A 15432-nucleotide genomic window follows, 5' to 3' on the forward strand; every position below is an offset into this window, starting at 1 on the left:
CTACGGCTCGACGACCGTCTCCTGGGCCGCAGCCGTGTCACCGGCGAGCAGTTCCGCGTCCACCGCCACGTTCCGCTTGACCAGCGCCAGTGCGATCGGGCCCAGCTCGTGGTGGCGGGCGGACGTGGTGATGAAGCCGAGCTGGCGGCCGTCCGCCCCGTCCGCGGCGAGCCGCACCGGCGTCCCGTGCCCGGGCAGCAGCACATCGCTGCCGTCCAGGTGCAGGAAGACCAGCCGGCGCGGCGGCTTCCCCAGGTTGTGCACCCGGGCCACGGTCTCCTGACCGCGGTAGCAGCCCTTCTGGAGGTGGACGGCCGTGCCGATCCAGCCCAGCTCGTGCGGGATGGTGCGGTGGTCGGTCTCGAAGCCGAGCCGGGGGCGGTGCGCCTCGACGCGCAGCGCCTCGTACGCCAGGATGCCGGCCACCGGGCCGTGCTCGGTGGCGTACTGCTCCAGGTCGGCGCGGGGCAGAAACAGATCGCGGCCGTGCGGCGCCTCCCGCACGACGACACCTTCCGGCACCTCTTCGATCGAGCCGGCCGGCAGGTGCACGACGGCGAAGTCCTCCGTACGGTCGGCGACTTCGACCTGGTAGAAGAACTTCATCGACTCCAGATAGGCGACCAGTTCACCCTGGGTGTCCGGTTCGACGTGCGCCCACACCGTCTCGCCGTCGTCGACGAGGTAGAGGGCGTGCTCGATGTGCCCGTTCGCGGTGAGAATCAGCGCCTCGGTGGCCTGCCCGGGGGCGAGTTCACTGACGTGCTGGGTGAGCAGCAGGTGCAGCCAGGCCAGCCGATCGCTTCCGGTGACGGTGACGACGCCGCGGTGCGAGAGGTCGACGAGGCCGGTGCCGTCGGCGAGGGCGCGCTGCTCGCGGAACAGGTCGCCGTAGTGCGCGGCGACGCCTTCGTCGCGGCCTTCGGCGGGAACGGCGCCGGGCAGGGACAGCAGAGGGCTCTTCATGCGACCAGCGTACGACTCGATTTACTGCTCGGAACCAGGAGCAGGCGCCGGTCCGGCCGCCGCCGCCTTCGTCGTGCAGTCCGCACAGCGTCCGAAGATCGCGAAGTGCTTCATATCGGTCTCGAACCCGAACGTGTCCCGCAGCTGCGTGGTGAACTCGGTGACGACGTCGACATCGGCCTCGATGACATTCGTGCAGTCCCGGCAGACCAGATGGATGTGGTGATGGCGGTCGGCCAGGTGGTACGTCGGTGCCCCGTGCCCCAGATGGGCGTGGCTGACCAGCCCCAGCTCCTCCAGGAGCTCCAGAGTCCGGTAGACCGTGGAGATGTTCACGCCGGACGCCGTCCTGCGCACCTCGCAGAGGATGTCGTCCGGCGTCGCGTGTTCCAGTCTGTCGACCGCTTCCAGGACAAGCTGCCGCTGCGGCGTCAGCCGGTAGCCGCGCTGCCGAAGGTCGCTCTTCCAGTCGGTGCTCACCACAGGCCCAGTGTAGGACCGGAGGAGCGCCCGCCCGCAGGCCGCACGACTACTTGGCCGTCCGGCTGCGTGCGGGTGGCGCGCCTACTTGAAGAACGCGATGCCGTCGTCCGGCAGGTCGCCGAGGCTCTTGGCCATCTCCTCGACCTCTTCGGGGGTGACGACCTTCTTCAGGTGCGCCGACATGTACGGGCGCAGCTCCACCTCGGGGGTGGCCTTCTCGCCGACCCACATCAGGTCGCTGTTCACATAGCCGTAGAGCCGCTTGCCACCGTTGTACGGGCCGGAGGCCGCGGTCCGGGCCACCGCGTCGGTGACCAGGTCGATCTGCGGCTTCTGGTGGGCGAGCTCGCCGTACCAGATCTCGATGACGCCCTGGTCGCGGACCATGACGACCTCGACCTTGCGGTGCTTGTCGATGCGCCAGTAGCCGGACTCGGTCTCCAGTGGCTTGACCTTGTTGCCCTCGGCGTCGAGCACCCAGGAGTGCGAGACGTATTCCAGGAAGTCCCGGCCGTCGTGGCTGAAGGAGACTTCCTGGCCGAAGTTGCACTTCTCGGCGCCGGGGAAGTCGGACACGCCCGCGCCCGTCCAGTTGCCGAGCAGGAAGACAAGCGGGACGAGGTCCGGGTGGAGGTCGGACGGGATCTCGATCATGAGCGGCTCAGACGATCTGTGAGGGGGTGATGAGCGGTGCGGACGCGGGTCAGCGCTGGCCCTGGTACAGCTTCTTCACGGTCAGGCCGGCGAAGGCGAGAACACCGACGCAGACCAGGACCAGCAGGGTGGAGAAGAATGCCTCAAGCACGGGAGCTCCTCGGACGAGCGATAACGAGCGGTATGGCGGCAGTACAGGGCCGGGCCCCAGCCTAATGGGTAGGGGCCCGGCGCGATGGTTCGGGGCTTGCCGAGGAAGCGGGGCTCCCCGGCGTGCGGATCAGCCCAGCAGCTCGTTCTGCAGGATCAGCGTCTGGCGGAACGGGATCTGCTCGGCGATCTTCTTGCCCTGCTGCGAGTGGATGACCAGGGCGAGCGTGTCACCGGCCTGGATGTAGGCCTCGTGGATCCGCCCCTTCCCGGTCTTCGTCTCGCCGAACGCGTAGACCACGGTCTCCGGCACCTTGCCGCCGGAGTTCCAGCTCTCGTCCATCTGCAGTTCCGTCGGCCAGTCGAGCGGTATGCCCGGGGTGCTGCTCACATAGGTGTCGTCCCGGAGCCCCTGGGCGTACGCCGTCGAGTTGAACTGAAGCAGATAGACCCTGGACCTCGTGCCGTCCGGCATGGTCCAGCCGCGCGCCGCGATGTGGCGCAGGGCCGAGTCGTCGAGCAGTTGCGTGAGCTCGCCGCGCTTGTCCTTGCGGAACTCGCTGACGAACTGCGCCGTGCTCACCCAGCCGCCCGTCAGCTTCTTGTCCGCGGTTGCTCCGGCCGGGGCGGGGATCAGCAGCTTCCGCAGGTCGGCGTGGTGGATCTCGGCGACATTGGCCTCGTTGAACGGGCGCGGCGAACCGGCCGGCAGCGCGGGCAGGCTGAGCTCCGGGTAGTCCCAGCGCCCGTCGCCCTCGGTGGCCAGGCCCGGTACGTCGGTGCGTTCCATCGAAGTGATGCCGAGGGCCGTACCGGTGCCGAGACCGCCGAGCACCAGCACGGCGGCGGTCCAGCGGGCGACGGCCCGCAGGACGCGGCGGGACGGCTTCGGAGCCGGTACGGGCTCCGCCACCGCGAGTGCCTGCTCGGGGACCACCAGGGGCTCGGTGGCCGGGGCGGGCTCGGCAGCCGCTGCGGGCTCCGTGGCCGGGGCGGGCTCCGTGGCCGGGGCGGGCTCCGTGGCCGGGGCGGGCTCGGCAGCCGCTGCGGGCTCCGCTCCCGTCGGCGGAAGCGCCTGCTCCGGAGCAGCGGGCTCCTCGGTCGCGGCGGTCGGTGTCGCCGTCTGCTCGGTCATACGTACTCCCCCGGGGACTCGATGTGGTCGAGCTGGTCCTTCACGAGATCGGCGACGTCGGACGCGCTGAGCGGCTTCGTGCCGTACGCGTCGACGGTGAGGAACAGCTCCCCGTCGTACGCGAAGCAGGACAGGGCGTCGAGCTTCGCCTTGGTCTGCGGCTCCCGGAAGCACCTGGCCTTCTTGTGGCCCTCGATCTTCGGCCCCTCGCGGAAGCCGCCGATGGTGTCCATCAGCTCCGTCTGGAAGCCGAACATGTCGTGGACAGCCCTCTTGTCCTTCATCTTCACGATCTGGATCTCGACCGTCAGATCACTGTCGTCCGAGGTGTACGAGCGCTGCGCGATGCCCTGCAGGTGGAGCCGGTCGATGCGCTGGTCCCGTTCGCGGCGCTGCTTGCCCGCGATCCCCCGGCCGCTCTCCTTCATCTGGGCCGTGGCCTTCTTGCCGCTGATCTCGTCGTCGTTTCCGTACTCGCCCATGTCCGGGCCGAGACGGTAGTTCTTGGGGACCGGCAGCACCAGCTTGCTGAGCTCGGTATCGGTCCTGCCCCGGCCGACGTCCCCGGCGGGGTCCTTGGCGGGCTTGGGCGCGCCCTCACCCCAGACCTTGGTGGTGACGGTGCGGTCGGCGCTGTCCACGGTGACCTTGGTGTAGGCGGCCGCACCGCCGACGGCGCCGAGGACCAGGACCGCGGGGAGCACGGCGAGCACCACGCGCCGGGCCCGGCCCTTCGGGGCGGCCGGGGCCGGCTCGGCGGCCGGGGCGGTGTCGGCGGGCGGGGCGGTGTCGGGTGTCATGTCGTCGTTCACAGCCGCTCCAGCTGTCGCTCGGCCAGGGTCCGGATGTCCTTCTTGCTGATCGGCACGGTGTCGAAGATGTTGATGTCGAACATGACGTCGCCGCGCTGGGCGATGGCCCGCGCCTGGTAGACAGGCAGGTAGCCCGGCTTGTTCACAGCCTTGTACAGGAAGTAGCGGCCGTTGCCGCTGCCCTTGATCGGATCGCCTTCGTTGCCTGCGCCGTCCTTGGCGTAGGGCATGTAACCCAGCTGATCGTTCGCATGGTCGGACGCCCCGAGCTCTGCGCCGGAGCGGAACTGCACGAGGCGGATGCCCACATCGCGGTACTGCCCCTGCGACCAGTTGGCGGCCGCGATCCGGCGGACGTCGGCCTCCGCGAGCGTCTCGAACATGTAGTCCTCGCTCTTGAACTCCCGCGCGTACGCGTCAAGGGACATCCAGCCCTTGGTCGGGAACGGGAACCTGGCGTTGCGCGCCCCCGAGGGCTTGCTGACGAGCAGCTCGCGCAGATCGCCCTCGGTCTTCCGCTGCCGGTCCTGCGACACGGGCAGCGGGGTCGGGACCTTGTCCGCGGGCAGCGCCTTCGCCGGGTAGGCGAGGTTCGGCTGCGACAGGGCGGCCAGCGGGGTCGGGGCGCGGTCGGCCTGCACGCCGTAACCGACGGCGGTGCCACCGGCGATCCCGAGCACCGCGGCGGCGGCGATCAGCAGTGCGGTACGGCCACGCGGCCGCGGCTTGACCGGCGTCACCGGCGCATCGGACTCGGCAACCGGAACAGTCGCGGGCCCGACGACCGGCTCGGTCACGGGCGCGATCATCGGCGCGGGCGCGGGCGGCTCCGCGGCCTGAACTTGCGCCTCGGCCTGCACGGGCGGCTCGGCCGACCCGTCAGGAATGGTGTCTTTCGGTTCCAAGAGGGTCCCCCCACGAGACCTGAGGCGCAGATTCCATTACCTGCGCACACAACTGACCCCTCACAAGGGGGTGGGGTTGTACCGGCGACGATTACAGTTCGGCATATGCAGAAGAAGCTCGTGATCAAGGTGACCGCAGGTGCCGACTCCCCCGAGCGCTGCTCACAGGCGTTCACGGTGGCGGCGGTCGCCGTCGCCAGCGGTGTGGAGGTCTCGCTCTGGCTGACCGGCGAATCCTCGTGGTTCTCGCTGCCGGGCCGCGCCGCCGAGTTCGAACTGCCGCACGCCGCACCGCTGCCGGACCTGATCGAGTCGATTCAGGCGGCAGGCCTGATCACCCTCTGCACGCAGTGCGCCGCGCGTCGCGACATCACCGAGAGCGATGTCCTCGAAGGCGTACGGATCGCTGGTGCCCAGGTCTTCGTCAGCGAGATCATGGCCGACGGCGTCCAGGCCCTCGTCTACTGAAGCAGCTGTCTACCGGCGCTTCTTGCCGTCGAGCTCGTCCCACCACTCGTCCGACTTCGGGTCGCCCGAGGGGTCGTCCCACCAGCGGTCCTCCGGCCCCCGCCGGTTGGCGACCATCGCCGCGATCGGCGGGATGACCATGGCGACCACGCACATCCCTATGGCGACAGGCATCGACCAGAGCCGTACGACGGCCCAGGCGGACACGAACAGGACGATGCATCCGCCCATCAGCAGGAAATAGCCGCGACGGCGCCGGGCGTACATGACTCAAGCGTAGGCCCGATCCGGGCGCACGCGAACGGCGTGGACGGCACCGCGGACCGCACCGCGCACGGGCCCGCGAACACCACCGCCGACACCACCGTGAACGGCGCGAAGGGCCGTACCCCGGTTCAGAAGGCGTCCAACCCCCTGGGGTACGGCCCTCCGGCCGATCTGTGTGCCGCGAATCAGACGGCGATGGCCACCTCGGAGAGGCCACCGGTCTGTGCGACGACTGTGCGGTCGGCGCTGCCGCCCGGGACGAGGGCGCGTACCGTCCAGGTGCCCTCGGCCGCGTAGAAGCGGAACTGTCCGGTCGCCGAGGTCGGGACCTCCGCGGTGAACTCGCCGGTCGAGTCCAGGAGACGGACGTAGCCGGTGACGGGCTCGCCGTCGCGGGTCACGCTGCCCTGGATGGTGGTCTCACCAGGCTTGATGGCCGAAGCGTCGGGGCCGCCGGCCTTTGCTCCACACATGGTGTTCTGTCCTTCTGGTCGGGGGTCGTGCTGGTCCAGTCCGTGCGGAGTTACTTGTTGGCGCCGAGCTCGATCGGCACACCCACGAGGGAGCCGTACTCGGTCCACGAGCCGTCGTAGTTCTTGACGTTCTCGACTCCGAGCAGCTGGTGCAGCACGAACCACGTGAGCGCGGAACGCTCACCGATGCGGCAGTACGCGATGGTGTCCTTCGCCAGGTCGACCTGCTCGGCCTCGTAGAGCGCCTTGAGCTCGTCGTCCGACTTGAACGTGCCGTCGTCGTTGGCGTTCTTCGACCACGGGATGTTGCGGGCGCTCGGCACGTGGCCGGGGCGCTGCGACTGCTCCTGCGGGAGGTGCGCCGGGGCGAGCAGCTTGCCGCTGAACTCGTCGGGCGAACGCACGTCGACCAGGTTCTGGTTGCCGATCGCGGCCACGACGTCGTCGCGGTAGGCGCGGATCGACTCGTCCTGGGCCTGGGCCTTGTACTCGGCGGCCGGGCGGGACGGGATCTGGTCGCCGTCGACCAGGTCGCGGGAGTCCAGCTCCCACTTCTTGCGGCCGCCGTCGAGCAGACGGACGTCCTGGTGACCGTAGAGCTTGAAGTACCAGAACGCGTAGGACGCGAACCAGTTGTTGTTGCCGCCGTAGAGGACGACCGTGGTGTCGTTCCCGATGCCCTTCTCGGACAGCAGCTTCTCGAAGCCGGCCTGGTCGATGAAGTCACGGCGGACCGGGTCCTGGAGGTCCTTGGTCCAGTCGATCCGGATGGCGTTCTTGATGTGGTTCTTCTCGTATGCCGAGGTGTCCTCGTCGACCTCGACGAGGGCGACCTTCGGGTCGTCGATGTGGGCCTCGACCCAGTCGGCGTCTACCAGGACGTCACTGCGGCTCATTCTGTTCTCCTCCGGGGCAGTCTGCGGCGAGATGGTGCGTGATGCGAGATGTACGGGGCGCGGTATTTGCGCGTACACACATGCACGGGGGTGGGCCCTGACAGTGGTCGAAGGGCCGGGAACGCGGGATGCGACGATCCAGCTCAGACGGTGCGACAGAGCATGGCGGCGATGCGGCACAGGTCTACTGCCCGCCGCTTCGTGAGATCCGCCTGTCGCTTCATGGGTCCGATCGTAGGGACGTACGGGCAGGCATGTCACCGTTGTGTCGCCTATTGAGACACGATCGTCCACAATGCGGGATGAGAGCAAGCTTGCCGCGCCGCGCGGGTCGGACCGGGGCCGATCGGGTCCCTCGGGCATCTACTGGTCGGACGCGTCCGTCTCATTATGTGGCGCAGTGGCTGTCAGGGCTCCTACCCAGCCGCGGCACGCCTTACGTATCGGGCCACCTATCCGCCGAGCGGGATGTCCGAACCCGTCACGGAGATCTCCAGGCCGTTCTTCGTCGGCTCGATCCTCTGCAGCTTCAGGCCGTTCGGCAGGGCCCCGATCTCCCGCTCGAAGTCGGTCTTCCTGCGCACCAGGCCTTCGAGGCCGGGGATGCCTTCACCTGGCACCTTGTCCGCGTGCACCCGGATGGTGCGGCCGTCGACCAGGCTGACGGTGGAGGTCACGCTGCGCGTGAGCGTGCGGCCGAGGATCTCGACGGCGCCGGTCACCTTCACCTTGCCGTTGCCGCCGTACTGGACGACGACGCCGTCGTCGGCCGCCTGCGTCAGGTCCTCGTACGAGACGGTCGCCGTGCCCGTGGCCCGGGCGGCGGTGGCACTGGAGAAGCCGTCGGCCAGCGTGACGTCGTGGAGTTCGGCGTTCATCCCGCTGATCCGGATCCTGCGGCCGCCGGCGTCGGTCTCGATGCCGGTGAGCTCGATGTCGACCTCGTCGAGCGAGGATCCGGCGACCTGCGTCAGGAACGGGAAACCCTTGATGGAGATGTCCGTCGAGTCGATCGTGGAGCCGGTGATCTCGACCCTGCCCTCGGCCTCCGACTCGGCGAAGTACACCGCCGCCCGGTCGACGGCGATGAAGATGCCGCCCAGAACCACCACCATGACCAGCAGTATTCGCAGTGCGCGCATGCCTGTTCTTCCCCCACCCTGCACCCGATCCGGCCGGACCCGCCCGGTGTCCGTGAGCCTACTGCGGCTGCACGGCACCCCCGGGGTGATCGACGAGCCGGGGGCCCTCCCCGGTTCCCGGGCCGATGCACAGGTATCGGACCGGGAGGGGCCGGGGCGGGAGGGCCGCAGGAATCATGCCGGGTCAGGAGAGGGCGCGGCCGATCAGATAGACGGCGGGCGCCGCTGCGGTCAGCGGCAGCGCCACACCGGCAGTCATGTGCACAAAACGTGACGGGTAGTCATAGCTGGCCACCCGCAGCCCGATCAGCGCGCAGCCGCCGGCCGCGAGCCCGAGGAGGGCACCCTTGGCGCCGAGGTCGGTGAACCCGCCTGCCGCGACACCGGCGCCCGCGGCGGCGAGCAGTGCCACCACGACCGAGACCGGTCCGGGCAGCGGCAGCGCGCGGGCGAGCACGGCGACCGCGACGGCGACTCCGCCCACCGTCACCGCGTCCGGCACCGCCGCGAGATGCCCGGCGGCGAGGATCGCCAGGGCCGCCGAGGCGACGGTGGCCATCAGCCCGTACATCCGCTCGTCGGCGCCCGCATGGCTGCGGAGCTGGAGGACGACGGTGAGCAGCACCCAGATACCGAGGGTGCCGAGGATCGCCGCAGGAGCGTTGTCCCGCCCTGCGACGAGCAGCACGACATCGGCGACGAACCCACCGGCGAAGGCGAGTGCGATGCCCTGCCGGGCCGGCCACATGCCGTTCAGCCGGAACCAGCCCGCCGCGGTCACGGCCTGGAGCAGCACCAGCGGCACGAACAGGGCGTACTGGCCGATCGCGGCGCCGAGGGCGAGCAGCAGCCCGAGACCCGCGGTGATCGCGGCCGGCTGCATGCCCGGCGCGATGATCGGCGAGCGGCCCTCGGCGCGGGCGCGCTGGGCGTCGGTGACGCGGCTGTTGCCCAGGGTGGTGGGCGCGCTGTAACCGGAGGTGTCGGGCCCCGCCGCGGTGTCCGGGGCGACATCGGCCTGCGCCGCCTCGGCGACCGCGACGGCCGGGACCTCGGGGGGCAGCGGATACGAGCCCGAGGCACCCTGCGGAGTGGGACGGGCGTCGGCGGCGACCGGCTGCTGCGGCTGTGCCGGGCGGCCCGGGTACGGCTGCTCGTACTGCTGCTGCCCGTACTGCTGGTCGTACTGCTGCTGGTCGTACGGCGGCTGCTGGTACTGCGGCCCGCGCTGTGCGGGCCGGACGGTCGGCTGGTACTGGGTGTCCCAGGTCTGCCCCTCCCACGTCTGCGTGGCACCGGGGTCCTGGAACGCCTGGTCGTCCGGGTCGTACGGGGCCTGCTGCCCGTACGGCTGCTCGCCGTACGGCTGCGGCTCCTGCCCGTGTCCGTACGCGTGCCCGTATCCGGACCCGGACTCCTGTCCGTACGGATGCTGCTGATCGCTGCTGCTCATGTTCTGCGGTTCACCCTCCTGCGAACGGCGGGAGCACCTCGACCGTGCCGCCCTCGGCAAGGCGTACGGTCTCATGGCTGCGGGTCCCGACGGGGTCGCCGTCGATCAGGAACGAGCACCGTTGCAGCACTCGGGTGAGCTCACCGGGGTGCCGCTCACGCACCACGTCGAGTGCCTCGGCGAGCGTCGCAGCTGCGTACGGCTCCTCCGCGGTTCCGGCGGCCGCCTTGGCGGCGGCCCAGTAGCGGATCGTTCCCGCTGGCATGGCGGCGCTCCCTTCGTCTCGCGTCAGCTGTCCATCATGAATCACGCGGCGACCGACCAGTCCGCGATACGGGTGAGCAAGTTCTCGTCCGCCGCGTTCTCGGCGTGCCCCATGCCCCGCTCCAGCCACAGCTCGGCGCCGCCCTGTGCCGCGTCCACCAGCATTCGCGGGTGGTCGAGCGGGAAGTACGGGTCCTTGTCGCCGTGCACGATCAGCAGCGGGGCCGGGGCGATGAGCGGGACCGAATCGACCGGGGAGAGCGGCACGGGGTTCCACTCGTTGCGGTCGATCCGGGTGCGGAAGCCGTACCGGCCGACCAGCCGGCCGGTGGGCCGGGTCACCACCCAGTGCAGACGTCGCATCGGAGCCGTACCCCGGTAGTACCAACGGGCGGGAGCACTCACAGCAACCACTGCATCCGCGTGCGCTTCTGTGCGCCCCCCGTGCGCGGGAACTGTGAGGGGGAGCAGTTCCTCGGCCGCAGTCGTGTCGGGCGCCGTATACAGCGCGCCGTGCCGAAGCACGACAGAACCACCCATCGAGAATCCGACCGTTACCACCCGGCGATGCCCGAGGGAGCGCGCCCAGGCCACCGCGGCGGCCAGGTCCAGCACCTCGCGGTCACCCACCGTCGACCGCCCGCCGGACCCTCCGTGCCCCCTGAAGGAGAACGTGATCACGGCCGCACGCTGGGAAAACACACCCGCCGCCCGCCGTACGGCGGGCCGGTCCGCCGATCCGGTGAAACCATGCGCGATCACGATCGCCGTATCGGCGGCGACCGGGTCGGCGGCGGGCTCGGCACCGGCCGTACACGGTTCGTACACCGCCTCGATCGACAGCCCGTCATCGGTCCGCAATGTCGTACGCCGAGCTCCCGGGGTGATCAAGCAAACAGAAGAACTCCGAAACGGACTCTCGGACACAGAACTCATGTGGGCTATTCTGCTGGGAAGAGGATCCGGGCAACGCAGCCCCCGGGTCCTTTTGTGCTTTCCGCGCGTTGTTACGACGACGTTTCGACAAGCTCAGCGGTCCCAGGGCGTGGGGCCGCACCGTAAAACCCGTATGACAGACGTCGTACGGCCGCACCGAACCGTACGAAGAAGTGCCGCATACTCCCCCGGGCCCCGCCCGGGAGTGCCCCTCTCGCAGGGAACGAGGAGGACCGACGTAATGGGCGAGCAAGGCGAGCAAACCGTGCACGATCATCGACCGACGAGCCAGGCAGGTGGGCGGCGATGAGTTCACTGCTGCTTCTGACGAATGCCCTCCAACCGTCGACGGAGGTGCTTCCCGCCCTCGGTCTGCTCCTGCACAGCGTGCGGGTGGCCCCCGCCGAAGGACCCGCTCTCGTCGACACCCCCGGTGCCGACGTCATCCTGGTCGACGGCCGCCGTGACCTGCCGCAGGTGCGGTCGCTGTGCCAGCTGCTGCGGTCCACCGGACCGGGCTGCCCGCTGATCCTCGTCGTGACGGAGGGCGGTCTCGCGGCCGTCACCGCCGACTGGGGCATCGACGACGTGCTGCTGGACACGGCGGGACCGGCCGAGGTGGAGGCCCGGCTGCGGCTCGCCACCGGCCGGCAGCAGCTCACCTCCGACGACTCCCCGATGGAGATCCGCAACGGCGACCTGTCGGTCGACGAGGCGACGTACAGCGCGAAGCTGAAGGGACGGGTCCTCGACCTGACCTTCAAGGAATTCGAACTTCTCAAGTACCTCGCGCAGCACCCGGGCCGGGTCTTCACCCGCGCCCAGCTGCTCCAGGAGGTCTGGGGCTACGACTACTTCGGCGGTACGCGGACGGTCGACGTCCATGTCCGGAGGCTGCGCGCCAAGCTCGGCCCCGAGCACGAGTCGCTGATCGGCACGGTCCGCAACGTCGGCTACCGCTTCGTCGCACCGGAAAAGGTGGAGCGCGCGGCCGGGGAGGCCAAGGCCCAGGAGGCGGCCCGGACCGCGGCGGCCGCACCGGCCGAACCCGTCACCCGTCCGGAGCACTCGGAGGTATCCGAGGTCACGGAAGAAGCCCCGGTCCGGCCTGCCAAGAGGTAGTTCCATCCGCGTAGACTGCCGCGCGTGGCCAAGGTGACGCGGGACGATGTGGCGAGACTGGCGGGGACGTCGACCGCGGTCGTCAGCTACGTCATCAACAACGGACCCCGGCCGGTTGCCCCGGCCACGCGCGAGCGGGTACTCGGCGCGATCAAAGAGCTGGGTTACCGGCCCGACCGGGTCGCGCAGGCGATGGCGTCGCGGCGGACCGATCTCATAGGAATGATTGTTCCGGACGCCCGGCAGCCGTTCTTCGCAGAGATGGCGCACGCGGTCGAACAGGCCGCGGCCGAGCGCGGGAAAATGGTCCTCGTCGGCAATTCCGACTACCGCGACGAGCGCGAGGTCCACTACCTGCGGGCCTTCCTCGGAATGCGGGTCTCCGGGCTGATCCTGGTCAGCCAGGGCCCCAGCGAGCGGGCGGCGGCCGAGATAGAGGCGTGGGACGCACGGGTCGTGCTGCTGCACGAGCGGCCGGAGGCGATCGACGACGTCGCGGTCGTCACGGACGACATCGGCGGCGCGCAGCTGGCCACCCGGCACCTGCTCGAACACGGCAACGCCTACGTGGCGTGCCTCGGCGGCATGGAGACGACCCCGGCGGTCGGCGACCCGGTCGCCGACCACGTCGAGGGCTGGCGTCGGGCGATGCACGAGTCGGGACGGTCGACGGAGGGCCGGCTCTTCCAGGCCCCGTACAACCGTTACGACGCCTACCGGGTGGCGCTCGGGCTGCTCGCCGGCCCGGACCGCCCGCCGGCGATCTTCTGCTCGACGGACGACCAGGCCATCGGGGTGCTGCGGGCTGCGCGCGAACTGCGGATCGATGTGCCCGGGGAGCTCGCGGTGGCAGGCTTCGACGACGTGAAGGAAGCGGGTCTGACCGATCCGCCGCTGACCACGATCTCCTCGGACCGCCCGGCGATGGCGCGGGCAGCGGTGGACCTGGTGCTCGACGACTCGCTGCGGGTGTCGGGGTCCCGGCGGGAGCGGCTGAAGCAGTTCCCGTCGGCGCTGGTGGTGCGGCGGTCGTGCGGGTGCGGCGAGCCGGCGGCCGGTCAGGGGCGGTAGGCGGCGACGCCTCTACGGCCTTTATATCGGGGCCTTTATATCGGGCATACGAGGTTCTGCCGGGCTTCTCAGGACGTGCTCAGGCTTCTCTCATGTTCGCTGGACACAGTCGGGGACATGACTGAGAGCCAGCGCCCGAGCGGCGAGTACCCGATGTACCCCTCGTACGGCAACGGCGACGCGGCCTACCCGCCGCCGCCTGCGCACCAGCCCGCGCAGCCGATCTCCACGGGCCCCGGAACCACCGTGTGGCCCGGCAGCGGCGGCGCCGGTCACAGTGGCGGCGACAGCCACGGCGGCTTCGGTCAGGGACTGCCGCAGCCCGCCCCCCAGCCGTCCCGGCACGGGCGCCGGGCCAGGCGGCCGGTCGCCCTGCTGGCGGCCGTCGCGGTCGCGGCGGCGGTCGTCGGCGGTGTCACCGCCACCGCCGTCGGTCAGTTCATCGGCACCGGTTCCAACGGCACCGACAGCAGCTCGGTGGTCAACGGCACGACCGTCTCGCAGAGCAGCACGGGCACGGTTGCCGGTGTCGCGAAAGCGGTGTCGCCGACGATCGTCGAGATCGGTGCGACGTCGACCGCGGGCGAGTCCACCGGCTCCGGCGTGATCATCACGTCCGACGGCGAGATCGTCACCAACAACCACGTCATCGCGGGCGCCTCGTCGATCAAGGTGACGCTGAGCACCGGCAGGACGTACACCGCGAAGATCGTCGGCACCGACGCCGACAAGGATCTCGCGCTGATCAAGCTGGAGGGCGCGAGCGGGCTGAAGACGGCCACGCTCGGCGACTCCTCCGGGATCAAGGTCGGCGACCAGGTCGTCGCGATCGGCTCGCCCGAGGGCCTCACCGGCACCGTCACGAGCGGCATCGTCTCCGCGCTGAACCGCGATGTCACCGTCGCCAAGGACAGTGAGGGCGGTCAGGAGCAGGGGCAGCAGGGCGGCGGCAGTGACTGGCCGTTCGAGTTCGGCGGACGGCAGTTCAACGGCGACACCGGCAACTCCACCACCACGTACAAGGCCATCCAGACCGACGCCTCGCTCAACCCGGGCAACTCCGGCGGTGCGCTCATCAACATGAACGGCGAGATCATCGGCATCAACTCCGCGATGTACTCCGCGAGTTCGTCCGGCGGATCGAGCAGCTCCGGTGCGGGCAGCGTCGGTCTCGGCTTCGCCATCCCGGTGAACACGCTCAAGGCCGACCTCGACACCCTGCGGGACGGCAACGGCTCCTGAGGAGATCAGCCATGAACCACCCGTCCGACACCCCCATCGGCCCGGCGGACCTGGCGCTGCCGCTCGCCCTGGCGGCTCGGTCCGCCGCGACAGACCGGCGCGCCCCGGAGTTCAGTGCGAGCACCACGGTCACCACCGGCCGCGGACGCCGGGCCGCGCGACGCCGCGCCGCGACCGTGCGAGGCTGAAGGCACCCCGGCAGAGCAGAGAGAAGAGGACGACGAGCGATGACCCCCGCCGAAGACGATCCGCAGCGCATCCTGATCGTCGACGACGAGCCGGCCGTGCGCGAGGCCCTGCAACGCAGTCTCGCCTTCGAGGGATACGGCACACAGGTCGCCGTCGACGGAATCGACGCGCTGGCCAGGGCGGAGTCGTACGCTCCCGATCTGATCGTCCTCGACATCCAGATGCCGCGGATGGACGGCCTGACCGCCGCCCGCCGCATCCGTTCCACCGGCGCCACCACACCCATCCTGATGCTCACCGCCCGCGACACGGTCGGCGACCGCGTCACCGGACTCGACGCCGGCGCCGACGACTACCTGGTCAAGCCCTTCGAACTGGACGAGCTCTTCGCCCGCATCCGGGCCCTGCTGCGCCGCAGCTCGTACGCGGCCGCGGCGGGCGGCGACGTCCCCGACGACAATGTGCTGTCCTTCGCCGATCTGCGGATGGACCTCGCCACCCGCGAGGTCACCCGCGGCTCGCGCCGCGTCGAGCTGACCCGGACCGAATTCACCCTGCTGGAGATGTTCCTGGCCCATCCGCGGCAGGTGCTGACCCGCGAGCAGATCCTGAAGGCGGTCTGGGGCTTCGACTTCGAACCGAGTTCCAACTCCCTGGACGTGTACGTGATGTACCTGCGCCGCAAGACGGAAGCGGGCGGCGAACCGCGGCTCGTGCACACGGTGCGGGGCGTCGGGTACGCGCTGCGGGCCGGCGGAGGTGACGGGTGACGGGCCCGCTGCACCGGATCCGCGCGCTGCCGCT

Annotated in this window: 19 protein-coding genes; 6 read left to right on the top strand and 13 right to left on the bottom strand. The window is 70.1% G+C overall.

The features are described 5' to 3' along the window. The 6 genes from ACIA8E_RS23255 to ACIA8E_RS23280 form a co-directional block, all read right to left on the bottom strand. Positions 1 to 966: a YgfZ/GcvT domain-containing protein gene (locus ACIA8E_RS23255; RefSeq protein ID WP_399301223.1), complete on the bottom strand. Its 966-nt coding sequence runs from the start codon at positions 964 to 966 to the stop codon at positions 1 to 3. A 21-nt stretch (positions 967 to 987) separates the two neighbouring features. Further along, entirely contained in the window at positions 988 to 1449 is a 462-nt protein-coding gene (locus tag ACIA8E_RS23260; RefSeq protein WP_399301225.1) for a Fur family transcriptional regulator, read from the bottom strand. Positions 1450 to 1530: 81 nt separating this feature from the next. After that, the gene (locus ACIA8E_RS23265; protein ID WP_399301227.1) at positions 1531 to 2103 is read right to left on the bottom strand and encodes an FABP family protein; all 573 of its coding nucleotides are present in this window, start codon (positions 2101 to 2103) and stop codon (positions 1531 to 1533) included. A gap of 280 nt (positions 2104 to 2383) precedes the next feature. Beyond that, a complete protein-coding gene (locus ACIA8E_RS23270) occupies positions 2384 to 3388 on the bottom strand; it encodes a hypothetical protein (protein WP_399301229.1) in 1005 nt (334 codons plus the stop codon). Continuing rightward, on the bottom strand, positions 3385 to 4200 hold the full coding sequence (locus ACIA8E_RS23275; protein ID WP_399301230.1) for a hypothetical protein: 816 nt from the start codon (positions 4198 to 4200) through the stop codon (positions 3385 to 3387). Before ACIA8E_RS23275 ends, ACIA8E_RS23270 begins: the two co-directional genes overlap by 4 nt. Continuing rightward, positions 4197 to 5105, bottom strand: a complete 909-nt coding sequence (locus tag ACIA8E_RS23280) for a hypothetical protein (RefSeq protein WP_399301232.1) — start codon at positions 5103 to 5105, stop codon at positions 4197 to 4199. Before ACIA8E_RS23280 ends, ACIA8E_RS23275 begins: the two co-directional genes overlap by 4 nt. Before the next feature lie 105 nt (positions 5106 to 5210). On the opposite strand from ACIA8E_RS23280, the gene ACIA8E_RS23285 reads away from it, so the two are divergent. Next, the gene (locus ACIA8E_RS23285; RefSeq protein ID WP_327125699.1) at positions 5211 to 5573 is read left to right on the top strand and encodes a DsrE family protein; all 363 of its coding nucleotides are present in this window, start codon (positions 5211 to 5213) and stop codon (positions 5571 to 5573) included. 9 nt (positions 5574 to 5582) lie between these two features. On the opposite strand, the gene ACIA8E_RS23290 is transcribed toward ACIA8E_RS23285, so the two are convergent. The 7 genes from ACIA8E_RS23290 to ACIA8E_RS23320 form a co-directional block, all read right to left on the bottom strand. After that, positions 5583 to 5840, bottom strand: a complete 258-nt coding sequence (locus ACIA8E_RS23290) for a DUF3099 domain-containing protein (protein ID WP_030925042.1) — start codon at positions 5838 to 5840, stop codon at positions 5583 to 5585. Between the two features lie 185 nt (positions 5841 to 6025). Continuing rightward, on the bottom strand, positions 6026 to 6313 hold the full coding sequence (locus ACIA8E_RS23295; RefSeq protein ID WP_399301235.1) for a DUF1416 domain-containing protein: 288 nt from the start codon (positions 6311 to 6313) through the stop codon (positions 6026 to 6028). Positions 6314 to 6363: 50 nt separating this feature from the next. Then, a complete protein-coding gene (locus tag ACIA8E_RS23300) occupies positions 6364 to 7209 on the bottom strand; it encodes a sulfurtransferase (protein WP_399301237.1) in 846 nt (281 codons plus the stop codon). 452 nt (positions 7210 to 7661) lie between these two features. Further along, complete coding sequence (locus ACIA8E_RS23305) at positions 7662 to 8351, bottom strand: DUF2993 domain-containing protein (protein WP_399301239.1); 690 nt, start codon at positions 8349 to 8351, stop codon at positions 7662 to 7664. A gap of 184 nt (positions 8352 to 8535) precedes the next feature. Then, entirely contained in the window at positions 8536 to 9804 is a 1269-nt protein-coding gene (locus ACIA8E_RS23310; RefSeq protein ID WP_399301241.1) for a hypothetical protein, read from the bottom strand. A gap of 10 nt (positions 9805 to 9814) precedes the next feature. Then, a complete protein-coding gene (locus ACIA8E_RS23315) occupies positions 9815 to 10069 on the bottom strand; it encodes a MoaD/ThiS family protein (protein ID WP_399301243.1) in 255 nt (84 codons plus the stop codon). A gap of 41 nt (positions 10070 to 10110) precedes the next feature. Beyond that, positions 10111 to 11004 (bottom strand): alpha/beta hydrolase family protein, encoded by an 894-nt coding sequence (locus ACIA8E_RS23320; RefSeq protein ID WP_399301245.1) that lies wholly within the window; start codon positions 11002 to 11004, stop codon positions 10111 to 10113. 306 nt (positions 11005 to 11310) lie between these two features. Here ACIA8E_RS23320 and ACIA8E_RS23325 point away from each other — a divergent pair, with 306 nt between their 5' ends. The 5 genes from ACIA8E_RS23325 to ACIA8E_RS23345 all read left to right on the top strand — a co-directional run bounded on the left by ACIA8E_RS23325 (position 11311) and on the right by ACIA8E_RS23345 (position 15398). After that, positions 11311 to 12126, top strand: coding sequence for a response regulator transcription factor (locus tag ACIA8E_RS23325; protein ID WP_399301247.1), 816 nt, complete (start codon positions 11311 to 11313; stop codon positions 12124 to 12126). Between the two features lie 24 nt (positions 12127 to 12150). Beyond that, positions 12151 to 13197, top strand: a complete 1047-nt coding sequence (locus ACIA8E_RS23330) for a LacI family DNA-binding transcriptional regulator (protein ID WP_030925025.1) — start codon at positions 12151 to 12153, stop codon at positions 13195 to 13197. A gap of 117 nt (positions 13198 to 13314) precedes the next feature. Beyond that, positions 13315 to 14439: a S1C family serine protease gene (locus ACIA8E_RS23335; protein ID WP_399301248.1), complete on the top strand. Its 1125-nt coding sequence runs from the start codon at positions 13315 to 13317 to the stop codon at positions 14437 to 14439. Positions 14440 to 14450: 11 nt separating this feature from the next. Then, complete coding sequence (locus tag ACIA8E_RS23340; protein ID WP_399301249.1) at positions 14451 to 14627, top strand: hypothetical protein; 177 nt, start codon at positions 14451 to 14453, stop codon at positions 14625 to 14627. A 39-nt stretch (positions 14628 to 14666) separates the two neighbouring features. After that, entirely contained in the window at positions 14667 to 15398 is a 732-nt protein-coding gene (locus tag ACIA8E_RS23345) for a response regulator transcription factor (RefSeq protein ID WP_399301250.1), read from the top strand. Positions 15399 to 15432 lie beyond the last annotated feature (34 nt).

Source organism: Streptomyces sp. NPDC051664 (assembly GCF_044453545.1).
Taxonomy (GTDB): Bacteria; Actinomycetota; Actinomycetes; order Streptomycetales; family Streptomycetaceae; genus Streptomyces.